The sequence below is a fragment of the Nonomuraea sp. NPDC049695 genome, from assembly GCF_040674955.1.
Classification (GTDB): Bacteria; Actinomycetota; Actinomycetes; order Streptosporangiales; family Streptosporangiaceae; genus Nonomuraea; species Nonomuraea helvata.
The window spans coordinates 13,506-33,756 of record NZ_JBFANV010000040.1 but is presented as its reverse complement, the minus strand read 5'-3'; the positions used below and the strand labels follow the sequence as shown (position 1 = coordinate 33,756).

Annotated in this window: 16 protein-coding genes; 4 read left to right on the top strand and 12 right to left on the bottom strand. The window is 72.0% G+C overall.

Annotated features, from left to right (window positions below; genetic code table 11):
- Positions 1–21 precede the first annotated feature (21 nt).
- The 7 genes from AB0J64_RS30355 to AB0J64_RS30325 are packed head-to-tail and all read right to left on the bottom strand — an operon-like array spanning position 22 to position 7,781.
- Complete coding sequence (locus tag AB0J64_RS30355; RefSeq protein ID WP_364034147.1) at positions 22–2,853, bottom strand: BTAD domain-containing putative transcriptional regulator; 2,832 nt, start codon at positions 2,851–2,853, stop codon at positions 22–24.
- 7 nt (positions 2,854–2,860) lie between these two features.
- Positions 2,861–3,634 carry an isocitrate lyase/phosphoenolpyruvate mutase family protein gene (locus tag AB0J64_RS30350; protein ID WP_364034144.1) on the bottom strand — a complete coding sequence of 258 codons (774 nt, stop codon included), beginning with the start codon at positions 3,632–3,634 and terminating at the stop codon, positions 2,861–2,863.
- Positions 3,635–3,640: 6 nt separating this feature from the next.
- Positions 3,641–4,354, bottom strand: coding sequence for a hypothetical protein (locus AB0J64_RS30345; RefSeq protein ID WP_364034141.1), 714 nt, complete (start codon positions 4,352–4,354; stop codon positions 3,641–3,643).
- Positions 4,355–4,405: 51 nt separating this feature from the next.
- A complete protein-coding gene (locus AB0J64_RS30340; RefSeq protein ID WP_364034138.1) occupies positions 4,406–5,071 on the bottom strand; it encodes a DUF998 domain-containing protein in 666 nt (221 codons plus the stop codon).
- A complete protein-coding gene (locus tag AB0J64_RS30335) occupies positions 5,068–6,288 on the bottom strand; it encodes a glycosyltransferase (protein WP_364034135.1) in 1,221 nt (406 codons plus the stop codon). Before AB0J64_RS30335 ends, AB0J64_RS30340 begins: the two co-directional genes overlap by 4 nt.
- A gap of 17 nt (positions 6,289–6,305) precedes the next feature.
- Positions 6,306–7,127 (bottom strand): DMT family transporter, encoded by an 822-nt coding sequence (locus AB0J64_RS30330; protein WP_364034132.1) that lies wholly within the window; start codon positions 7,125–7,127, stop codon positions 6,306–6,308.
- 36 nt (positions 7,128–7,163) lie between these two features.
- Positions 7,164–7,781: a DedA family protein gene (locus AB0J64_RS30325; protein ID WP_364034129.1), complete on the bottom strand. Its 618-nt coding sequence runs from the start codon at positions 7,779–7,781 to the stop codon at positions 7,164–7,166.
- A 392-nt stretch (positions 7,782–8,173) separates the two neighbouring features.
- Between AB0J64_RS30325 and AB0J64_RS30320 the strand changes: the two genes are divergently transcribed.
- Both AB0J64_RS30320 and AB0J64_RS30315 read left to right on the top strand, forming a co-directional pair.
- Complete coding sequence (locus tag AB0J64_RS30320) at positions 8,174–9,370, top strand: histidine kinase (RefSeq protein ID WP_364034126.1); 1,197 nt, start codon at positions 8,174–8,176, stop codon at positions 9,368–9,370.
- On the top strand, positions 9,367–10,305 hold the full coding sequence (locus AB0J64_RS30315) for a hypothetical protein (protein WP_364034123.1): 939 nt from the start codon (positions 9,367–9,369) through the stop codon (positions 10,303–10,305). The genes AB0J64_RS30320 and AB0J64_RS30315 overlap by 4 nt, the downstream gene beginning before the upstream one ends.
- Here the strand turns inward: AB0J64_RS30315 and AB0J64_RS30310 are convergent.
- A complete protein-coding gene (locus AB0J64_RS30310; RefSeq protein ID WP_364034121.1) occupies positions 10,213–10,854 on the bottom strand; it encodes a VC0807 family protein in 642 nt (213 codons plus the stop codon). The genes AB0J64_RS30315 and AB0J64_RS30310 overlap by 93 nt on opposite strands.
- Before the next feature lie 215 nt (positions 10,855–11,069).
- Complete coding sequence (gene leuE, locus AB0J64_RS30305; protein WP_364034118.1) at positions 11,070–11,714, bottom strand: leucine efflux protein LeuE; 645 nt, start codon at positions 11,712–11,714, stop codon at positions 11,070–11,072.
- 239 nt (positions 11,715–11,953) lie between these two features.
- On the opposite strand from leuE, the gene AB0J64_RS30300 reads away from it, so the two are divergent.
- Positions 11,954–15,022: a BTAD domain-containing putative transcriptional regulator gene (locus tag AB0J64_RS30300; protein WP_364034115.1), complete on the top strand. Its 3,069-nt coding sequence runs from the start codon at positions 11,954–11,956 to the stop codon at positions 15,020–15,022.
- On the opposite strand, the gene AB0J64_RS30295 is transcribed toward AB0J64_RS30300, so the two are convergent.
- Genes AB0J64_RS30295 through AB0J64_RS30285 form a run of 3 tightly spaced genes read right to left on the bottom strand, consistent with a single transcriptional unit; the run spans position 14,995 to position 18,247 of the window.
- Positions 14,995–16,581: a CocE/NonD family hydrolase gene (locus tag AB0J64_RS30295; RefSeq protein WP_364034112.1), complete on the bottom strand. Its 1,587-nt coding sequence runs from the start codon at positions 16,579–16,581 to the stop codon at positions 14,995–14,997. The two genes, AB0J64_RS30300 and AB0J64_RS30295, sit on opposite strands and share 28 nt — an antisense overlap.
- Positions 16,578–17,339, bottom strand: a complete 762-nt coding sequence (locus tag AB0J64_RS30290; protein ID WP_364034109.1) for an ABC transporter permease — start codon at positions 17,337–17,339, stop codon at positions 16,578–16,580. The genes AB0J64_RS30295 and AB0J64_RS30290 overlap by 4 nt, the downstream gene beginning before the upstream one ends.
- Positions 17,336–18,247: an ATP-binding cassette domain-containing protein gene (locus AB0J64_RS30285; protein WP_364034106.1), complete on the bottom strand. Its 912-nt coding sequence runs from the start codon at positions 18,245–18,247 to the stop codon at positions 17,336–17,338. Before AB0J64_RS30285 ends, AB0J64_RS30290 begins: the two co-directional genes overlap by 4 nt.
- A 161-nt stretch (positions 18,248–18,408) precedes the next feature.
- Between AB0J64_RS30285 and AB0J64_RS30280 the strand changes: the two genes are divergently transcribed.
- Positions 18,409–20,238: a M14 family zinc carboxypeptidase gene (locus AB0J64_RS30280; RefSeq protein ID WP_364034103.1), complete on the top strand. Its 1,830-nt coding sequence runs from the start codon at positions 18,409–18,411 to the stop codon at positions 20,236–20,238.
- The last annotated feature ends 13 nt before the right edge of the window (positions 20,239–20,251 follow it).

Here is a 20,251-nt window from a genome sequence, read left to right as displayed (position 1 = left end):
GGGGGACGCCTGACCGCGGGCCTACCGCTCGCTGACCATCCGGCCGACCTCGGCCAGTCCGGCGTCGATGCGCTCGCGGGTGTCCTCGGTGCTGTACCAGTCGCGGGGGCATTCGTGGTGCGCCTGAGCCAGGAGGGCCCGGGCGGCGTCCAGGTCGCCGAGCGACAGCGCCACCTCGCCCAGGCCGAGGTGCGCCCGGGCCAGGATGTCCATGGAGCTGTTCCGGCGCGACAGCTCGGCGGCCAGCGCGTAGTCGGCCCGCGCGCCCTCCACTTCGCCCAGGCCGTGCAGGGCGTCGCCGCGCAGGCACAGGGACTCGGCGATCTCCGTCTTGGCGCCCAGCTCGTGCGCGACCGCCAGAGCCTCGTCGGCCAGCGCGTACGCGACCGGGTAGTCGCGCTGCCGCTGGTGGAGCTGACCGAGCCCGGACAGCGCCAGTATGATGCCCCAGCGTTCGCCGATCGCCTTGAACGCGGCCAGGCCCCGCTCGAAATAGGCCAGCGCCTCCTCCGTCCGGTCGAGCAGGTCCAGCACGAACCCCGCCCCGGCGAAGGAGAGCGCCTGCTGCCAGGGCGGGAGACCGACGGAGTGCCGGATGACCAGCTCGTAGGCTTCGGCGTGATCGCCCGGCGGCCCGTTGAACGACGACAGCAGCATCATCAGGAGCTCGACCCGGTGCGGCAGGTAGCTTATCGGCAGCAGCTGCCGGACCTCCTCCAGCCGTGCGCGCAGCCCGTTGTCGATCTCCCCGGCCCAGGCGGTGATGAGCACGCACATGACGTACTCCTCCTCCATGCCCGCGGGCCGGACGGAGCCGAGCGCGGCCAGCAGCCCGGAGGCGAGTGCGGCGCTGGAGGTGCGGTGGCCGCGCATCCACCAGTAGCAGGCGCCGCCGGCCAGCAGCCGCAGCCCCATCTCCAGCCGGCCCGACTCGGTCGCCCAGCGCACCGCGGCGTTGAGGTCGTCGCTCTCCTCGTCGAGCCGGGCCAGCCACTCCAGTTGCTCGCCGGTGCGCAGCAACGGGTCGGCCGTCGTGACCAGGTCGAGGTAGTAGCCGGCGTGCGCCTCGCAGATGGCGTCGACCTCGCCGGACTCGGCCAGCCGCTCCGCGCAGAACGCCCTGATCGTCTCCAGCATCCGGAAACGTCCGTCCACGAACTCGACCAGCGACTTCTCCGCCAGCGAGAACAGCACCTCCTCCGGCAGCCCGCACACGCGCTCGGCCGCCTCGGGCCGCGCGCCGCCCAGGAAGACGGAGAGCCTTCTGGCCAGCCGCTGCTCGTCCTCGTCGAGCAGGTCCCAGCTCCACGCGACGACCGCGTGCAGCGTCTGGTGCCGGGGCAGCGCCGTACGGCTGCCTCTGATCAGCAGCCTGAACCGGTCGTCGAGCCGCGCCGCCACGTCGGACACCGAGAGCGTACGCAGCCGCGCCGCGGCCAGCTCGATGGCCAGCGGCAGCCCGTCGAGCGCCCGGCAGATGCGCACGACCTGGTCGGCGTTGCCCGCGTCCACGGCGAAGCCCGGCCGGACGGCGGCGGCGCGGTCGGCGAACAGCCGGACCGCCGGATAGTCCGAGGGGTTGCCCGAGGAGTCGCCCGCCTCCGCCGGGGGCAGCCGCAGCGGCGCCACGGGCAGGATCGACTCTCCGGTGATGCCGAGCGCCTCGCGCCCGGTCGCCAGCACGCGCAGCCCGGGGCAGGCGGCCAGCAGCGCGTCGGCCAGCTCGGCCGTGGCCGCGACGAGGTGCTCGCAGTTGTCCAGGACCATCAGGATCTGCCGGTCGGCCAGCGCGCTGACCAGCCTCGTGACCGGGTCCACGGCGGGCCGGTCGGGGCCGTACATCAGGGTGTCGCGGATGTCGAGCGCGGCCAGCACAGCCCTCGGCACGTCGCCGCCGTCGGAGACCGGCGCGAGCGGTACGAAGCACACGTCGCCGGCGGCCCGCTCCGCCGCCTCGATCGCGAGCCGGGTCTTGCCCGCGCCGCCCGGGCCGAGCAGCGTCACCAGCCGGTTCGCCCGCAGCCTGGCGCCCACCTGCTCGATCTCCTCGTCCCTGCCCACGAAGCTGGTGAGCTGGGCCCGCAGCCCCCGCCGCTGCCTGGGCGCGGAGGCCGCGGGAGCGCCGAGCGCCGGATCTGCCCTCAGCACGGCCAGGTGGGCGGCGGCCAGCTCGGCTCCGGGCTCGACGCCCAGCTCCTCGTCCAGGATCTTCCTGGCCTCGTCATAGACGGTCAGCGCCTCCGCCTGGCGTCCGCTGCCGTAGAGCGCCCGCATGAGCTGGGCACTCAAGCGCTCGCGCAGCGGGTGGGCGGCCGTGAGCTGGCGCAGCTCGGCGACGAGCTCGCGGTGCCTGCCCAGGTCGAGGTCCGCCTGCACGCGGTCCTCCGTGGCGGCCAGCCGCAGCTCCTCCAGCGCCGCCGCGGCGGCCTCGGCGTGCGGGGCGTCGGCGAGCGGCGCGCCCCGCCACAGGTCGAGCGCCTCCCGCAGCAGCGTGGCGGCCCGGCCCGGGTCGCCGGCGGCGAGGGCCTGCCTGCCCGCCTGCGCGAGCAGCTCGAACCTGCGCGCGTCGACCTCCTGCGGGTCGGCCACCAGCCGGTAGCCCGCCGGGTGGAACTCCACCAGATCCCGGCCGAGCGCCCGGCGCAGCCTGGACACCTGCGACTGCAGCGCGTTGGCCACGCCCTCCGGGGGCCTGGGGCCGTACATGCCGGTCACGAGCTGCTCGGCGCCGACGATGCGGCCGGCGTGCAGGGCGAGCAGGGTCAGCAGCGCCCGCACCCGCGGACCGCCGAGCGCGACCGGCTCGCCGTCCTCACCCAGCACGGCCGTGGGCCCGAGGATCTGGAAGCGCATGCCTCGATTATCGTGGCAGCAGGGCCGAGATCTCCGCGTACGTCGGCATCGGAGGTGCCTGCTTGCCCTGGGCGGCGAGCGCCGTCGCCACCGCCTCCCCGAGCGCGGCGCGGTACAGCAGCGACCCGGTGCTCACCCTGGCCACACCGGCCTCCGCGAGCTGGCTCAGCGTGGGGCCGTTCGGCTGGTGGAGGACGTTGAGCGGGAGCGGCGTGCCGGCCGCCACCTCGGCGATCTCCTCCAGGTCGGTCATCCCGGGCACGAAGATCCCGTCGGCGTGCCCGTAGGCGGCCACCCTCTCCATCGTGTCGTCGCCGGTCTTCAGCCAGTACGTGTCCGTACGGGCGTTGACGAACAGGCCATGTCCCTTGGCCGCATCGATGATCCGCTGGTGCAGCTCGATCGGGCGCAGCGTGCCGTCCGGGCGGCCGTCCTCCAGGTTGACGCCGACGGCTCCGAGGGCGGCCAGGCTCGCGACCAGGTCGGACACCTCGGCGGGGTCGTCGCTGAACCCGCCCTCGATGTCCACGGTGACCATGACGCCCAGGTCCTTGATGGCTTCGAGCAGCTCGATCGTCTCCGCCCTGGTCGCTCCGGCCCCGTCGGGCTTCCCGTACGCGGCGGCCACGCCGAGGCTGGTCGTGCCGATGGCAGGGAATCCGTGCGCGGCGAGGAGGGCGGCGGAGCCGTAGTCCCACGCGTTCGGCAGCAGCAGCGGATCTCCTGGGCGGTGCAGGTCGCGGAAGTTCATCGGCGCCTCCCTGTCGAGCTGGGTGTTCATCGGCGCCTACCCGTGGAGCAGCGCTTCGAGCACGCCCGCGGCGAGCGCGAGCGCGTGGGCGGGTGCCGGGCAGGGGCGTACGCCGTACCCGAAGGTCAGATGGGGAGAGCGGCCGCCTGAGGGGTCGCGGTTGGCCGCCACGAGGTCGATCGTCACGTCTTCGCCGGTCTGCGTGTCGAGCCTGCGGGTGGCCTTGAGCGGCGGGTCCTGCTTGAGCGTCTCGTTCAGCAGCGTCTCGATGTCGTCTCCGGGGTGGACATGCCTGAGCGCGTTCTCGATGAGCGCCTCCGTGGCGGCGTGTCCCTGCAGCAGCAGCGTGATCTCGGGGATGCCGGCCAGCTTGAGCAACTCGGCGACGGCGGCGTCGGCCTCCGGGCTCTCCTCGCCGGACAGGTAGCCGGCCGCGGCGGCCGGCACGGCGCTCGTGTCCTTGACGCCCAGTGCGGCGCCGAGCACGGCCGTGGGCACGCCCCGCCAGTCCCCGTCCCGTTCCGAGGTCATGGCCCTGGCCGCCGGTCTCAGCTCGGCGGGGTCAAGCGCGGCCAGCCGTTCGACCAGCAGTCGGCGCCGCCCGGCGTGCGTCTCGCCGGTGCTGAACCGCGACACCTGGGCGCGCAGCCAGGCCAGCGTCCCCTCCTCGGCGTCCTGGCGTACGGGAGGGGGCACGTACCTCGGATCGGAGAGCACCGCTTCGGCGTCCGCGTGGCGTGTGATGAGCATGGCTCCACGCTAGAACGGGATAATTTCGTCGCCGGTCGAAGGATGAGAGCATCAGGCCGCCAGCCGTTGCGGCCGTTCCGAGGGCTGGGGCTCGGCGGGGGCCGCCGAGGTCTGGACGGCGGGCCGCCTGCCGAGGGAGGCCAGGGCCATGGCGGTCAGCAGCGCCATCTCGGCCAGCACCAGGCCGCGCTCCAGCAGCCCGTAGTAGGCCGAGCCGCCGATCAGCGTCGAGGTGATGGAGGCGGGATGCGCCGCCAGGTAGACGACCAGGGTGGCCGCGGAGGTCACGCTCAGGGCCCGGACGGCGTTCCATCGGGGCGCCGCGGCCCGGCCCCTGGTCAGGGCCCAGCCGGCGACCGGCAGCGAGGTGAACACGACGGCCGCCGCCCACCGGTGGATCTCGCCGGTCATCGAGCCGATCGGCGACGGGTCCGTGGGGAAGACCGCGCTCAGCATCAGCCCCGCCGCCCCGGCCAGCAGCAGCACCCTGGTGGCCGCGGTGCGCGCCGGGTCGCCGGCCGCGAGGCCGTACGCGAGAGACAGGCACGTCCCCGCCAGCGCCAGCATCCCGATCAGCACGGGCACGAGCCCGCCTGAGACCAGCGCGTAGTCGCTGAGCAGCGTCTGCGCGGGCAGGGCGACCTGCGCGTACGTCAGCGCGGCCGCGGAGACGACCGTGCCGGCGATGGCGCCCAAGGCGCTCTGGCGTGTGATCAACGGGTCACCTCATCGTAGATCTGCTCGAACCGGGCGAGCGACGACTGGTGGTCGTGGGTGAGCGCCAGCTCCCTGCTGGCCTTGCCGAACCTGGTCCGCAGGCCGTCGTCCGTGAGGATGGACGTCAGGTGCCTGGCCAGCGCGACCACGTCGCCCGGCTGGAACAGGTAGCCGTTGTCGTCCACCAGGTGCGGCAGCGCCATCGCGTCGGCGGCCACCACCGGCAGCCCCGAGGCCATGGCCTCCAGCGTGGCGATGCTCTGCAGCTCGGCGATGCCCGGCATGGCGAACACGTCGGCGGCCGCGAACGCCTGGGGCATGTTCTCGTCGGGCACGAAGCCCAGGAAGAACACCCGCTCGCCCACACCGATGCGCTTGGCCAGCTTCTCCAGCTCCGCCCGCTGGGTCCCCTTGCCGACGAGTGCCACCTGCGCGTCGGTCTCGTTCAGCACGAGCGGCAGCGCGCGTACGAGCTCGTCCAGGCACTTCTCCTCGTCCAGGCGGCCGACGAACAGGACCGTGGGCCGGTCGGGCAGGTCGAACAGCTTGCGCGCCCACGCCTTGGGCTCGGAGTGCGGGCGGAACCTGGCCAGGTCGATCCCGCAGGAGACCGCCTCGACGTCGCGGGCGAAGCCCTGGCCGGCCAGAAGCTCGGCGGCCAGCGGCGTCGGGGTGGTGACGTGGTCGGCCCGGTTGAAGATCCGGTTGAAGTCGCGCCAGGCCAGCCGGCCGGCCCTGGCCCGCAGCCGGTCGGGGATGTGGCAGAACTGGAAGAGGTTGTCGGGCATGAAGTGGTTGGTGGCCACGACGGGCACGCCCGCGCGGCGGGCGGCGGCGATGGCCGCCCGGCCGACCACGAAGTGGCCCTGCGTGTGCAGGACGTCGGGCTTGATGTCCGCGACCAGCCGGTCGAGCCTGGTCGGCACGGTGAAACGCATGGTGGGGTGGACCGGGATCGGGGCGGAGCGCAGCCGGTGCACGATCACGCCGTCCACCACGTCGGCGGCGGGCGGGCCCGCCTCCGACTGGCAGACCACGTGCACCTCGTTGCCGCGCTCGGCCAGGCCGGTGGCCAGGCGGTGCGTGAAGTAGGCGGCGCCGTTGACGTCAGGCGGGTAGGTGTCGGTCGAGATCAGGACGCGGCGGGGACGCTCGGGGGCGATGGCGGTCCCGGTAGCGATGACGGTCTCGGGGAGCGAAGGCAGGGGCATGGCCATGTGAGTGAGACTCCGTTTCACACAGGGGTGGGGGAATTGCGCTGGGCTTCCAGCGGGCTGGTCCGGGCGAGCGCGATGGTGCCGGCCGCGGTGAGGGCCGCGGCCAGGAGCGGCGCGATCCCGGTCGGCAGGGGCTCGCCGAGCAGGAGCGCGCCGAACGCGACCGCCGTCAGGGGGTCGGCGATCTGGAGTGAGGCGAACGAGACGCCGAAGTGCCCGACGGCGTAGGCCCGCTGGAGCATCATGAGCGCCAGCAGCGCGGGCACCGGCAGCGCGAGCAGGTACCACCAGTTCCAGGCGCCGTCCACCAGCACGCGCATGAGGGTGGCGGTGGCGCCGTACAGCACGCCGGAGCTGGTGGCCAGGAGCGCGGCCCGGCCCGCGGGCGAGACCGCCTTCGAGCCGGCCCACAGCAGGACCGCCGCGACGCCGGCCACGCCGAGCAGCGTGAAGACGCCGCTCGGGCTGAGGTAGGTGGGACCGTCAGAGGTGGGGACGAGCAGCACGAGCCCGATCAGCCCGGCCGCCACCACGCCCGCGGCCGTCAGCTCCCTGCGCGAGGGCCTGCGGCCGTGCAGCGTGGCGGCGATGGGCAGGGCGAACAGCAGGCTGGCCACGCCCATCGGCTGGACGATGGTCAGCGGACCGAGGCCGAGCGCGACGATGTGCAGGCCGCCACCCGCCAGAATGGAGGCGCCGCCGAACAGCCAGCGCGGCCTGCGCAGCAGCGTCAGCAGCCCCGGCTTGGCCGACTCGACTGCCTCGAACTGCTGAAGCGCGGCTCCGAGCGCGAAGAACAGCGAACCGACCAAGGCGATCGCCGCGGCCAGCACAGTCATGCGCACTCCTTTCAGACGGATGGTTGCCAGGCAGGGTCAAACGGACGTGTCCGCAGGACGACGTTCCGGGGAAGGCTGGATGGCGCGTCGCTTCCTGAGCCATCTCACGACCTCGACGACCGCGGTGATGGACACCGCGATGCCCAGGCCGAGGAGCAGGCCCTTGAACGGGTCGTTCTCGAACGCCATCCCGCCGAAGAAGCCGATCAGCCCGGAGTACACCGCCCACGAGCTCGCCGCGATCGCGTCGAAGAACGTGAACGAGCGCAGCGGATGCCGCACGGCGCCCATGGTCAGCGTGGTCGCGGTGCGCCCGCCGGGGATGTACCTGGCCGCGACCAGGACGACACCGCCCCGCTCGGCCAGCGCGCCGCGTGCCCAGACGAACGCCTTCTTCTGCTGCAGCCTGCCCGCCGACCTGTTGCCGATCAGGTAGGAGATGTGATCACCCGCGAACGCGCCCAGTGCCGCGACCAGGATGACCAGGGCCAGGTTCGTCTCGCCCGACGCGGCGAAGACCGCGGCGGTGATCACTGAGGTTTCGGCCGGCACGATGGGGAAGAAGCCATCGAGCAGTGCCAGGGCGAACAGCGCGGCGTACAGCCAGGGGGATGACATCGCCTGCTGGACTAAGTCGAGGATGGCGTGTGACATGAGCGTGTACTCCGATCTTTAGGGCACCCACACAGCGTGTCGGCGTGGGCGGGCCGGGGACATCGGGGATGCCCCGGGTCGAACGCGGACCCATCCCTTAAGCGGGTCAGGGCCGGTCCCCCATGAAGCTAGAAACTCCGCAGGTCACGGCACATCGGACGATCGGCACGCGCCACCCCCTACTTTCGTCAGGGGCCCGGTTCCGACCTCCGGCTGACACCATCGATCAAACCGGTTACCGCAGGCCGAAACAGGAGTGGAGGTAGGCGCTTTCGAGGTGGTGCTAGCTCTACCGCGACGGGGGGACGAGACCCCACCCTGACTTTCGTCAGGGTCGCCGGACGACTTTCGGGCAGGGCCCCGCGCCCCGTGAGACGGATAACGTCAGTGCCGTGAGACGTCTTCGCCGTGAGAGCCGCCGCCAGGTGGTCTACGACCTGCTGCTCTGGGCCGTGCTCGGCATCTTCGTCGCGGCCATGGGCCCTGACCCGTTCCAGGACCCGGCCGCGTTCGGCATGGTGACCGTGCCCAGGATCGGGCTGGCCGCGGTGGCGGTGCTGGTCGGCCGCCGCTGGCCACTGGCCGCGCTGATGCTGCTGCTGCCGCTCGGGCCGTGGCGGTTCAGCGAGGGGTTCGCGACCGTGGACCTGAGCTGGCTGCTGCCCCGGCGCGGCGTGAAGATCCTCCCGCTGCTGGCCACCTCGCCGTTCATCATGTGGTACGCCTACCTCACCGGGCGGCGCCTGGCCGCGATCCGGCCGGCGCTGGTGGCCTTCTGCCTGATCTCGGCTGTCGGCGTGAGCGTGGTGCTGGTCCAGGGCGCCGATCTCGCCCTGTGGGTGTCCATGGTGACGGGGCTGCTCGGCACGTACGTGGTGCCGTACCTGCTGGGGCTGCTCAGGAGGAGGCTGCTGCAGCAGCGCACGCAGGCCAGGCTGTCGGCCGAGGCGCAGGCGAGGCTGCGCGAGAGGGCCAGGATCGCGCGGGACATGCACGACTCGCTCGGCCACGACCTGGCCCTGATCGCGGTCAGGGCCGCGGGGCTCGAGCTGGCGACCGGGCTGGACCAGGCGCACGTCAGGGCGGCGGGGGAGTTGCGGCTGGCGGCGGCGGACGCCACGGAGCGGCTGCGCCAGATCATCGGGCTGCTGCGCGAGGACTCCGACGTGGCGCCGCTGTCACCCGTGGACGAGGACGTGGCCGAGCTGGTGCGTCGGGCCAGGGACTCCGGCATGCCGATCACCCTGGACCTGGCGACCGGGCCGGTGCCCGGCCTGGCGCACGCGGTGGTGCAGGAGGCGCTCACGAACGCGGCCAAGCACGCGCCGGGCGCCGCCGTCACGGTGCGGATCGCGCCCGGCCGCGTCACCGTGCGCAACGGCCTGCCGCGGGCCCGGCCGACCGTGCTGCCGGGCGGGCTGGGGCTGGCGGGCCTACGCGAGCGCGTACGGCTCGACGGTGGCACGCTGACCGCAGGACCGGTCGGCGACGGCTTCGAGCTGGACGTGACCATCCCTCTCAAGGGCGAGGAGGATCCCCACGGCTCGGGAGGGAACCGGCGGCCCGGCGCGCGACGCTCGGGGGCATGACTGAACAGAGAGCGGGCATCGGGCGCGTCACCGCCGCGATCGTCGCGGTCGCCGCGATGCTGCCGTACCTCACGTTGAAGGTGCTCTGGCTGACGGGCAGCTCGATCGGCACCACCGATCCCGGCCTCCTGAACGACCCGGCGATGGTCGGGCTCAACGCGATGACGTTCGGCATGGAAGCCGTCGGGCTGCTGCTGGCGGCGGCGTTCGCCACGAGGTGGGGGCTGCGGCTGCCCGCCTGGCTCGTGCTGCTCCCGCTGTGGGTGGGCACCGGCCTGCTCTCGACGGTGATCGTCACGGTGCCCATCATGGTGCTGGCCGGTGGGCTGTCGGTGTTCGAGACCGGCGGGCCCATCGAGCCGTGGATCTACATGATGGTCTACGGCGGGTTCATCGTGCAGGGCGCCGGGCTCATGACGGCCTTCGCGCTCTACTCGCGCGACCGGTGGCCACACGTCTTCACCACCCGGGTCGATCAGCCCTTCGCCGGCGCCACCAGGTCGTTCCAGACGGTGGTGGCCTGGGGCGCACTGCTGGTGGCCGCGCCGATCGGAGTGATCAAGCTCTTCGGGGGACTTCAGGACGCTGTGGAGGGCGGGTTCGCCGTGGCGGGGGCCGTCGCGCTCGTGCTGATGGTCGGGCGCCGGGGGCGCGGCCCGTTCTGGCTGCCGCTGGTCGTGGCCTGGCTCGGTGCCGGCTCTCTGTTCAGCGGTGGGCTCTACGAGATGATCGTCAGTTCCGTGCGGGCGCCGCTCGGCTCGCTGGGAGGCCTGGTGGAGCTGTTCGGGATGCTGACCGGGCTGGTCATGGGGATGTGCGGGGCGTTCCTGCTCATCGAGCGGTCAGTTGTGAGCGATGTGCAGCCGGTGCAGGACGCGCTTGAAGGCGAAGATCGAGAACGCGATCGCCAGGCCGCTGATCACGGCCACCGCTGACGTCCTCAGCACCATGAACGTGCCGAGCGAGCCCGCCAGGTACTCGTGGACCGCGAGGACGATGCTCAACGTCGAGTTCATCAGCAGCACGAAGGCCCACAGCAGCGTGATCCTGGCGAAGAACCTGCGTACCCGCTCGTGCTTGAGCACCGCCGACGGCAGGTGGATGTAGTCGAGCGTGAGCTTCTGCACGAGCGGCTTGTTGAGCCGGACGGAGGCGAGGAAGGCCATGCTGAGGCAGATCGTGCCCATCTCCGGCTGGATGAAGTACCACATCCACGTGCCGGTCCAGAACGCCACGAGGGCGCGGACCGTGACCGCGACCGCGGCCAGGAACATGGTCGCGGGCACCCTGACGCCCCTGATCAGCCGCCAGGCCACTCCCAGGTAGACCCAGGCGACGGTGGCGATGAGCGCCCACTTGAATCCGAGGACCATCATGGCCAGGTAGAACACCGCCAGCGGTGCCACGACGCCTTCGAGCAGCTTCGGAGCCGCCTGCCGGGCGAGTGCGGTGAGGCGTGGGAGGGTGACTGGGGGATGGTTCAAGGCTGCTCCGCAGATAGGCCGACGATCAGCGTCTACCCGGGCTTCGGGGGACAAGGCTTTCCAGATGGAGCGCTCGCCGTAACCAGAACGGCATCACCCGCGTCCCCGGGAAGCACGCCGGTGGCCTACCGTACCCGAGGCGGGGTGGTGCGACTGCCTCTTTTGACTCGTTCCATCTGGTTCCCACGAAAACAGCAGACCCTTTCGGCCGGCTTTCAGCTGAGTGACGTGGTGGCGAGCTTCGCGCCGAACCCGAGGAACAGGGCGCCGACGCCCGAGGTCAGACCGGCGCTGAGCTTCCTGTGGCGGCGGAACTGGGTGGCCAGGAAGGTGCCGCCGAAGATCAGCGCCGTCAGGTAGAGGAAGCTGAACACCTGGATGACCGCGCCCAGGATGAGGAACGACAGCGCGGGGGTGGCGTACGACGGGTCCACGAACTGGATGAAGAACGAGATGAAGAACAGGATGGCCTTCGGGTTCAGCAGGCTGATCATCAGGGCCTTGCGGAACGGACGCTCCTGGCGCTCCATCTTGACCTGCGGCTTCTCCTCGGTCGCCGTCCTCGATCTCCAGGCGCCCCTGATCATCTGGAAGCCGATCCACGCCAGGTAGCCGGCGCCCGCGTACTTGACGATCGTGAAGAGCAGCGGGTTGGAGCGGAGCAGGGAGGCGGCGCCGGCGGCGGCCAGGAACATCAGCACGGTGTCGCCGAGGAAGACGCCCGCCGCGGCCCGGTAGCCCTGGCGGACGCCGTTTCGGGCGGCGAAGCTGAGCACGTACAGGGAGTTCGGGCCGGGGAGAAGGATGATCAGGAAGGCGCCGAGGACGTAGGCCCAGAAGTTCGTGATACCGAAGAACATGCCGCTTGCTCCAGGGGAAGATTCACCGCACATCACCATATCTCGCGCGGATACGAATTCGAGCTTTACCCGCAATACCTATTTGTTTACTATGGAATGCAGCGGGTCCACTGATCGCGCTGTGGCTGGCGGCGCTGCTGTCCGGTGGGTTCGCGGTTCGAGACGGGCGCGGTCCGCGTGGCTAGGGGTGGCCGCGTGGACCGCGCCCTTTGACTGCTCGGCAGGGCAGGATGTGACATGTGCGGATATCCATCCTTGGGCCGTTGGAGGTCGAGGGCGACGAGGGACCGGTCGCGGTCGGTGGGTTCAGGTTGCGGGCGCTGCTGGCCGTCCTCGCCCTGGAGGCCGGCCGTACCGTCACCGCAGAGCGGCTGATCGACGCCCTGTGGCCGGACGAGCCTCCCGCCAACGCGGCCAACGCCCTCCAGACGCTGGTCAAGCGGCTGAGGGGGGCGCTGCGCCCGTACGAGGTGGTGGAGAGCAGGCCGGGCGGTTACGCGCTGGCCGTGGAGCCGGACGACGTGGACGCGCTCCGGTTCAGGAGGACGGCCAGGAACGGGGAGGGACTGGAGCTCTGGCGGGGACCGGCGCTGGCGGACCTCACCTCGGTGCCGCTTCTGGCGAACGCGGCCGCCGCCCTGGAGCAGGAGCGCCTCGCCGCCGTCGAGAGCCGCGCCGAGGCGCGGCTGGCGGCGGGGGCGCCGGTCGAGCTGACCGCGGAGGTCGCCGCGCACCCGCTGCGCGAGCGGCTGGCCGCGCTGGCCATGCGGGCGCTGGCCGCCGAGGGCCGGCAGGCCGAGGCGCTGGAGCTGTTCGAGCGGACCCGCCGCACGCTCGCCGACGAGCTCGGCGTCGATCCCGGGCCCGAGCTGCGTGCCGCCCACCTGGCTGTCGTCTCAGGAGAGGTACGCGCGCAGGCCCCACCGGTCCAGGTCCGGCAGCGGGGCAACATACGGGCCCCGAGGACCAGCTTCATCGGTCGTGAGGCCGAGCTGGACCAGCTCGCGGCCCTGCTCTGCCAGGCCAGGGTCGTCACGCTGGTCGGTCCCGGCGGCGCGGGCAAGACCAGGCTGGCCACCGAGGTGGCGCTGCGATCCGCCGAAGCAGCCTGGATGGTCGAGCTGGCCCCGGTCAGCGACCCGAAAGAGGTCATCGGCACCGTGCTCGACGCGCTGGGCCTGCGCGACGACCGTCCGCCGTACCGCATGCCCGCTGACGGGGGTGACCCGGTGGCGCAGGTGGCCGAGGCCGTCGCGGGCCGGTCCGCGCTGCTGGTGCTGGACAACTGCGAGCATCTCGTCGACGCGGCCGCCGAGCTGGCCGAGCGGCTGCTCACCGACTGCCCCGACCTGCGGGTGCTGGCCACGAGCAGGGAGCCGCTCAACCTGGCGGGCGAGCACCTGGCGCCCATCCCGCCGCTCGCGCCGCCGCCCATCGGTGCGGACCCCGTACAGGCGGAGGCGTACCCGTCGGTCCGGTTGCTGCTGGACCGGGCCACCGCCGCCCGGCCCGGGTTCGCGATCGACGAGGGGAACGTGGCCGCCCTGGTGGCGCTCTGCCGCCGGCTGGACGGCATGCCGCTGGCCATCGAGCTGGCCGCGGCCCGCCTGCGCACCATGACGCCGCAGCAGCTCGCCGACCGCATCGACGACCGGTTCAAGCTGCTCACCGGCGGCAGCAGGACCGCGCTGCCGCGCCAGCAGACGCTCAGAGCGGTGGTGGAGTGGAGCTGGGACCTGCTGAGCGCGGAGGAGCGGGTGCTGGCCAGGCGGCTCGGCGTGTTCGCGGGCGGCGCGACGCTCGAGGCGGTCGAGGCGGTCTGCGGGGGGACGGCGGACGTGCTGGGCGCGCTCGCCGACAAGTCGCTGGTCCAGGTCTCGCCCGAGGGCCGCTACTCCATGCTGGAGACCATCCGTGCCTACGCGCTCGAACGGCTGGCCGAGGCGGGGGAGGCGGGCGAGTACCGGCGGCGGCACGCGGCGTACCTGCTGGACCTGGCCGAACGGGCGGTGCCCGAGCTGCGCACGGCCGCGCAGACCGCCTGGCTCGAGCGGATGGCGCCCGAGCGCGACGACTTCGCCGCCGCGCTGCGCTGGGCGATCGACGAGCGGGACGCCGAGACCGCGCTGCGGCTGTGCGGGGCGCTCAACTGGTACTGGTGGATGTGCGGCTACCGGCGGGAGAGCACGACCTGGGCTGTGCAGGTGCTCGACCTGGTGGGCGACGAGCCGCCGCCGGGGCTGGCCGCGGCCTACACGTCCTGCACGTTCGCGTACGGCGTCTCCATGATCGGCACGATCGCCAACGACCGGCCCGCCATGCTGGCGCTGTCGCACCGGATGGACCTCCTGGTCGAGCGGGCGGAGCAGGAGGGACCGCTGCATCCGATGATCAAGCTCAGCAGGGTCGTCATGGCCGCCGTCGCGGGCCGCGACGAGGTGGCCGCGGAACTGCTCGAAGGGTACGTCCAGAGCGACGATCCCTGGCTGTCCAGCTCCGCCCTCATGATCGGCGGCCCGGGCGCCCGCACCGAGGAGAACCTCGAGCAGGCGGTGGCCGGGTTCAGGAAGCTCGGCGACCGGTGGGGGCTGACCGAGGCCCTCCTGGGGCTGGCCGAGCTGCGGGCCGCCAGGGGCGCGCCGACCGACGACATCATCGCCGAGGTCTGGGGCATGACCAGCCGCTGGGTCGGCGCCGACGAGGCGATCTCGACCCTGATCAGGCTGGCGGAGCTGCGCATGCGCGGCGGCGACCTGGACGGCGCGGGCGAGGACCTGGCCAGGGCCAGGGCCGGCGTGAACGAGGAGACCGCGCCGTACTCGCTGGTCGTGCTCGGGATGGGCGAGGCCGGGTACGCCTGCCTGCGCGGGGAGCTGGAGCGCGGGCTGGAGATCTACCGCGGCCTGTTCGACGTGCTCGCGCAGGCTCCGCCCGTGGTGCAGCTCATCGCCTCGCTCAGGACCGCGTACGGCCGGGCGCTGGCACGGACCGGCGAGCTGGACGCCGCGATCGAGCAGCACCGGCTGGCCCTCGGTGTGCTCGGCCAGGGCAACCCCGACCGGCCGATCCTGTCGCTGGTGCTGGCCGGGTTCGCGCTGGCCGCGCAGGTCGCGGGCGACCAGGAGCGGGCGGCCGTGCTGTTCGGCGCGTCGTCGGCGATCGAGCCGCGCGACACCTCGCTCGACACGTCGAAGGGCCTGGAAACGGCCAGGGCCGCGCTCGGTGACGAGCACTTCGAGGAGTGCTTCGCCAAGGGCGCGGCCATGTCGAGGGAAGAGGTCTACGGGATGGTCGGCAGCACGACGTAGGACGGGCCGTGCAGTGTGGTGGTGCCCTTCTCCGGGTTCCGGCCGAATCTGGGGAAGTTCGAGCCCGCCACGTCGATCCTGATCCGATGGCCCGGCCGGAACGCGTTCGAGATGGCGCCGAGCCGGACCGTGACCTCGCGGACCTCGCCGGGCACGAGGCCGTCCACCCTCGCGACGCCGTCGGTCAGCAGCTCGGCCCGCCCGTCGGGGTGGACGTCGATCAGCTTGGCCGTGACGTCCGCGCTCGTGGCGGTGGAGGAGACGCGCGCGACCAGCTCGATCTCGCCGCTCACCTCCACCCGCGCGCCGAGCGGCTCGCTCTGATGACGCAGCACGTCGCCGCGCTCGTCGAGGGGCCGCTGGTCGAGCGGGCCGAACGCGGCGAACGTCATGACCGCCCCGCCGAGCGTCGGCACCGGGTCGCCGGGGTCGCTGACGAACTCGGCGGAGCCGCCCGCCACCGGCCTCGTGCTCAGCGTCCCGTCGAAGCCCAGGTGGTACGGGATGTGCCGGGCCCGCGAGATGGGCCAGTCGTCCTCGTCGCGCCAGGCGTCGTCGCCCATCACGAAGATCTTCACGCGAGCCTGGTCGTGTGCCGGCGCCCCGCGCAGCCAGTGGTCGAACCAGTCGAGGTGCACCCCGGTCCAGTCCACGGCATCGTGACCGGCCTGGTCGCCGTAGTCGCGCCCGCAGATGTCCCGCTCGTGCGTGAAGTGCGTCCACGGGCCCACGATCAGCCGGGACTCGCCGCGCAGCCGCTCGTAGTGCCCGATGGAGCCGTCGCGGAAGTAGTCGTACCAGCCGGTGCTGACCAGCGCGGGCACCTCGATCCTGGAGTGGTCGACGACCCCGCCCCGCCAGAGCGGGTCGAGCGGGTCAGGGTGGTCCATCCACTGGGCGTAGAAGGGCACCAGGTCCGCCAGCAGCGGCTGGTCGCTGAGCGGCAGCCGCTCGGAGAGCTCCAGCAGGCGCTCGTCGATCCGGTCGGGCAGGCCGATGGCCGCCACGTACCTGTCCTTGTCCTCCTGCGTGGCCGTGCCCAGGGAGATCCGGCGGTCCAGCTCGTCCACGGCGAGCACCATCGCGCTGACGGTGAGGATGATGTTGAGGTTGGGGACGCCGCCCGGCTGGTAGACGCATTCGTACAGCCCGGCGGGGGCGACGTGCGGTGCGATGGCCCGCAGGCCCTCCGGCCGCTCCTGGGCCGCGAGCAGCTGGGTGATACCCAGGTACGAATCCCCATACATCCCGACATTTCCGTCCGACCACGGCGCGGTCGCCGCCCACCGGACCGCGTCGTAGCCGTCGGCCGCCTCGCCGCCGACGAACCGGAACTCGCCCTGCGAGGCACCCGTGCCACGCACGTCCTGGAGGACGACCGCGTACCCGGCGGCCACGAGGCGGGGCACGTCCAGGTGGAACCCGGGGCCCTCGACGGCCCGCCCGTACGGGGTGCGCGAGAGCAGCACCGGGAAACGCCCGTCGGCTGCGGGCCGCCACAGCGTCGACACGAGCTCGACGCCGTCGCGGGTGGTCATGGTCTCGGTGGTCTCGATCATCGGACTCTCCTGTTGTAAGCGCGAAGGGCAAGGGGGACGAAGAGGGCGAGCAGCGCGGCGGTCCAGCCGAGCGTGATCCACAGGTCCGACCCGTGCAGGCCGCCGGTCAGGAACCCGCGCAGGGCGCCGGCCAGGTGGGAGACGGGATTGACGGACATCCACCAGGTCAGCCAGCCGGGCATGTCGGTGGCGGGCACGAAGGCGCTGCTGCCGAACGTCAGAGGCAGCAGGACGGCCGTCGAGATGCCCTGCATCGACGTGACGGACTTGGCCACCAGCCCGATCCAGGCCGAGCCCCAGCTCAACGCCATGGCCAGCAGCAGGACCAGGCCGAGCCCCGCCAGCGCGCCGATCGGGTCCGTCGTGACGCGGAAGCCGACGACGTACCCCACGATCATGGACATCGCGATCGTGATCAGCAGCGTGAGCAGGTCCGCCATGATGCGTCCCGCGAGGGGCGCGGACCTGGCGATCGGCATGGTCCTGAACCTGTCGAACACGCCGTTGCCGATGTCGGTGGCCAGGTTCATGCCGGTGGTGATCGTCGACATCAGTGCCACCTGGACGAGCACGCCGGGCAGCATGTACGCCACCGCGCCCGCGCGGTCACCCCCGGCGGCGCCGCCGAACAGGTACACGAAGATGACGATCATGAAGACGGGCTGCAACAGCATGCTCAGCAGCTGGCCTGGACTGTTCCTGAGCGGGATCAGGCTGCGCCAGGCCAGCGTCAGCCCTTGGGAAAGCGCGGTGGTCATCGGTGGTCTCCGGTCAGGGTGAGGAAGACGTCGTCCAGTGAGGGCAGGCGCAGGGCGTGCTCGGCGAGCACGATGCCCGCGTCGTCGAGCGCCCGGAGCGTGGCGGGCGGCTCGGCCAGGTCGTGCACCGGGATGCTCACCACGCCGTCCACGGCCTTCGCGCCGAGGATCGTCTCGGCCTTCTCCAGGTCGGCGGCGCGCAGCGGCTTGACATCGAGCCGGTGGCCGCCCGCCAGCGCCTTGAGCTCGTCGGGCGTCCCGGCGGCGGCGACCCGGCCCCGGTCGATGACCAGCAGGTCGTCGGCGAGCTGGTCGGCCTCCTCCAGGTACTGGGTGGTCAGCAGCACGGTCACGCCGTCGGCGGTCAGCTCCCTGACCACGTCCCACAGCTCGCCGCGGGCGTGGGGGTCGAGCCCCGTGGTCGGCTCGTCGAGGAACAGGATGCGCGGGCGGCTCACCAGGCTGACCGCCAGGTCGAGGCGGCGGCGCATGCCGCCCGAGTAGCCGCTCGCCGCGCGACCGGCCGCCTCCTCCAGACCGAAGCGGGCCAGCAGCTCCGCCGCCCTGGCCCGGGCCTCCGGCCTGGACAGGCCGAGCAGGCGGCCCATCAGCAGCAGGTTCTGGGTGCCGGTCAGCTTCTCGTCGACCGAGGCGTACTGGCCGGTCAGGCCGATCAGCTCACGTACCTTGCCGGCCTGGCGGGTCACGTCGTACCCGCCGACCAGGGCGCGGCCCGCGTCGGGGACGGCCAGGGTGGCGAGGATGCGGACCGCCGTGGTCTTGCCCGCGCCGTTCGGGCCCAGGACGCCGAGCACGGCGCCCGTCCTGGCCCTCAGGTCGACGCCGTCGAGCGCGGCCTTGTCGCCGTATCTCTTGACGAGCCCTTCGGCTTCGATCGCGTACTTCATGTCCCCAACGGTGTCCGGGCCCGCTGGCATCCACCTGGCAGGGACCTGTCAGGGGGATGGTGCATGTCCGTAACTTTGGGCCTTTCCTAGGTGAGGCCGGGTCTTCAGTCTCGGGGTCAGGCGCCGGACACGACCCGATCCCGAGCGCCCGAGGAGGACAGGTGAGACACCGATTAGTCATCCTGCTTGCTGCCCTCAGCCTGATCAGCCTGACCGGCATGACCGGGGCGGGCGCCACCGCGGAGCCCCCGGCCAACAAGCAGTACCGCGTCCAGGGCCCCGCGAACGCGCAGCAGCGCAGCGCCGTCGCGGCCACCGGCGCGGCCATCGAGGAGGTGGCCAAGGACTCGGTCCTGGTCACGGCGACGGAGGCCGAGATCTCCGCCATCAGGCGGCTCGGCTACCGGGTGGCGGAGGCGCCGCGCCCGACATCCCCGTCCGGCGTAGGGACGCTTGACTTCCCGCCGGCGGACTCCGGCTACCACAACTTCGCGGAGATGAACGCGGACATCAACGCCCTGGTCGCGGCCCATCCCACCATCGTCAGCCAGAGCACGTTCGGCACCTCGTACGAGGGCCGGGCGCTGCGCCTGGTCAAGATCAGCGACAACGTGGGCACGGACGAGAACGAGCCCGAGGTGCTCTTCACCGCCCACCAGCACGCCCGCGAGCACCTGACGGTCGAGATGGCGCTGTACATCATGCATCTGCTGGCCGACAACTACGGCACGGACTCCAGGATCACCAACCTGGTGAACACCAGGGAGATCTGGATCATGCCGGACCTGAACCCGGACGGCGGCGAGTACGACATCGCCACCGGCTCCTACCGCTCCTGGCGCAAGAACCGGCAGCCGAACTCCGGCTCGTCGGCCGTCGGCACCGACCTGAACCGCAACTGGGCCTACAACTGGGGCTGCTGCGGCGGCTCGTCGGGCTCCACGTCCAGCGAGACGTACCGGGGCGCGAGCGCCGAGTCGGCGCCCGAGGTCAAGGCGGCGGCCAACTGGGTGCGCAGCCGGGTGGTCGGCGGCGTGCAGCAGATCAAGACCAACCTCGACTGGCACACCTACAGCGAGCTGGTCCTGTGGCCCTACGGCTACACCTTCAACGACACCGCCCCAGGCCTGACCCAGGACGACCGGGACGCGCACGCGACACTCGGCCAGAACATGGCCTCGACCAACAGCTACACGCCCGAGCAGGCCAGCGACCTCTACATCACCGACGGGACCATCGACGACTGGATGTGGGGCGTCTACAAGATCTTCAGCTTCACGTTCGAGATGTACCCGACCGGCTCGAATCCCGGCTTCTACCCGCCTGACGAGCAGATCGTCCCCCAGACCACCCGCAACCGGGAGGCCGTGCTCCGCTTCCTCGAATACTCGGACTGCGTCTACCGGATCATCGGCAAGGAGGCCCAGTACTGCGGCACGGGCACCCCGCCGGTGACCGTCTACTCCGACACGTTCGAGAGCGCCACGGGCTGGACGGTCAACCCGTCGGGCACCGACACCGCCACGATCGGCCAGTGGGAGCGCGGCGACCCCGAGGACACCGACTCGAGCGGCGCCAAGCAGCTCGGCAGCACGGTCAGCGGCACGAACGACCTGGTCACGGGCCGTTCGGCGGGCTCATCCGCCGGTGACTTCGACGTCGACGGCGGCCTCACCTCGATCCAGTCGCCCCCGATCACGCTCCCGTCCACGGGCAACCTGAACCTGTCGTTCTCGTGGTACCTGGCGCACGGCTCGAACGCCTCCAGTGCCGACTACTTCCGGGTCCGCGTGGTCGGCAACACCACCACCACGGTCCTGAACCAGGCCGGGGCGGCCTCGAACCGCAACGGCGCCTGGGCCACGGCGACCGCGAGCCTGAACGCGTTCGCGGGCCAGACGGTCCGCATCCTCGTCGACGCCGCCGACGCCTCAGGGGCCTCCCTGGTGGAGGCGGGCGTGGACGACGTCAGGATCACCCAGCAACCGTAAACGCGCTCTTTGG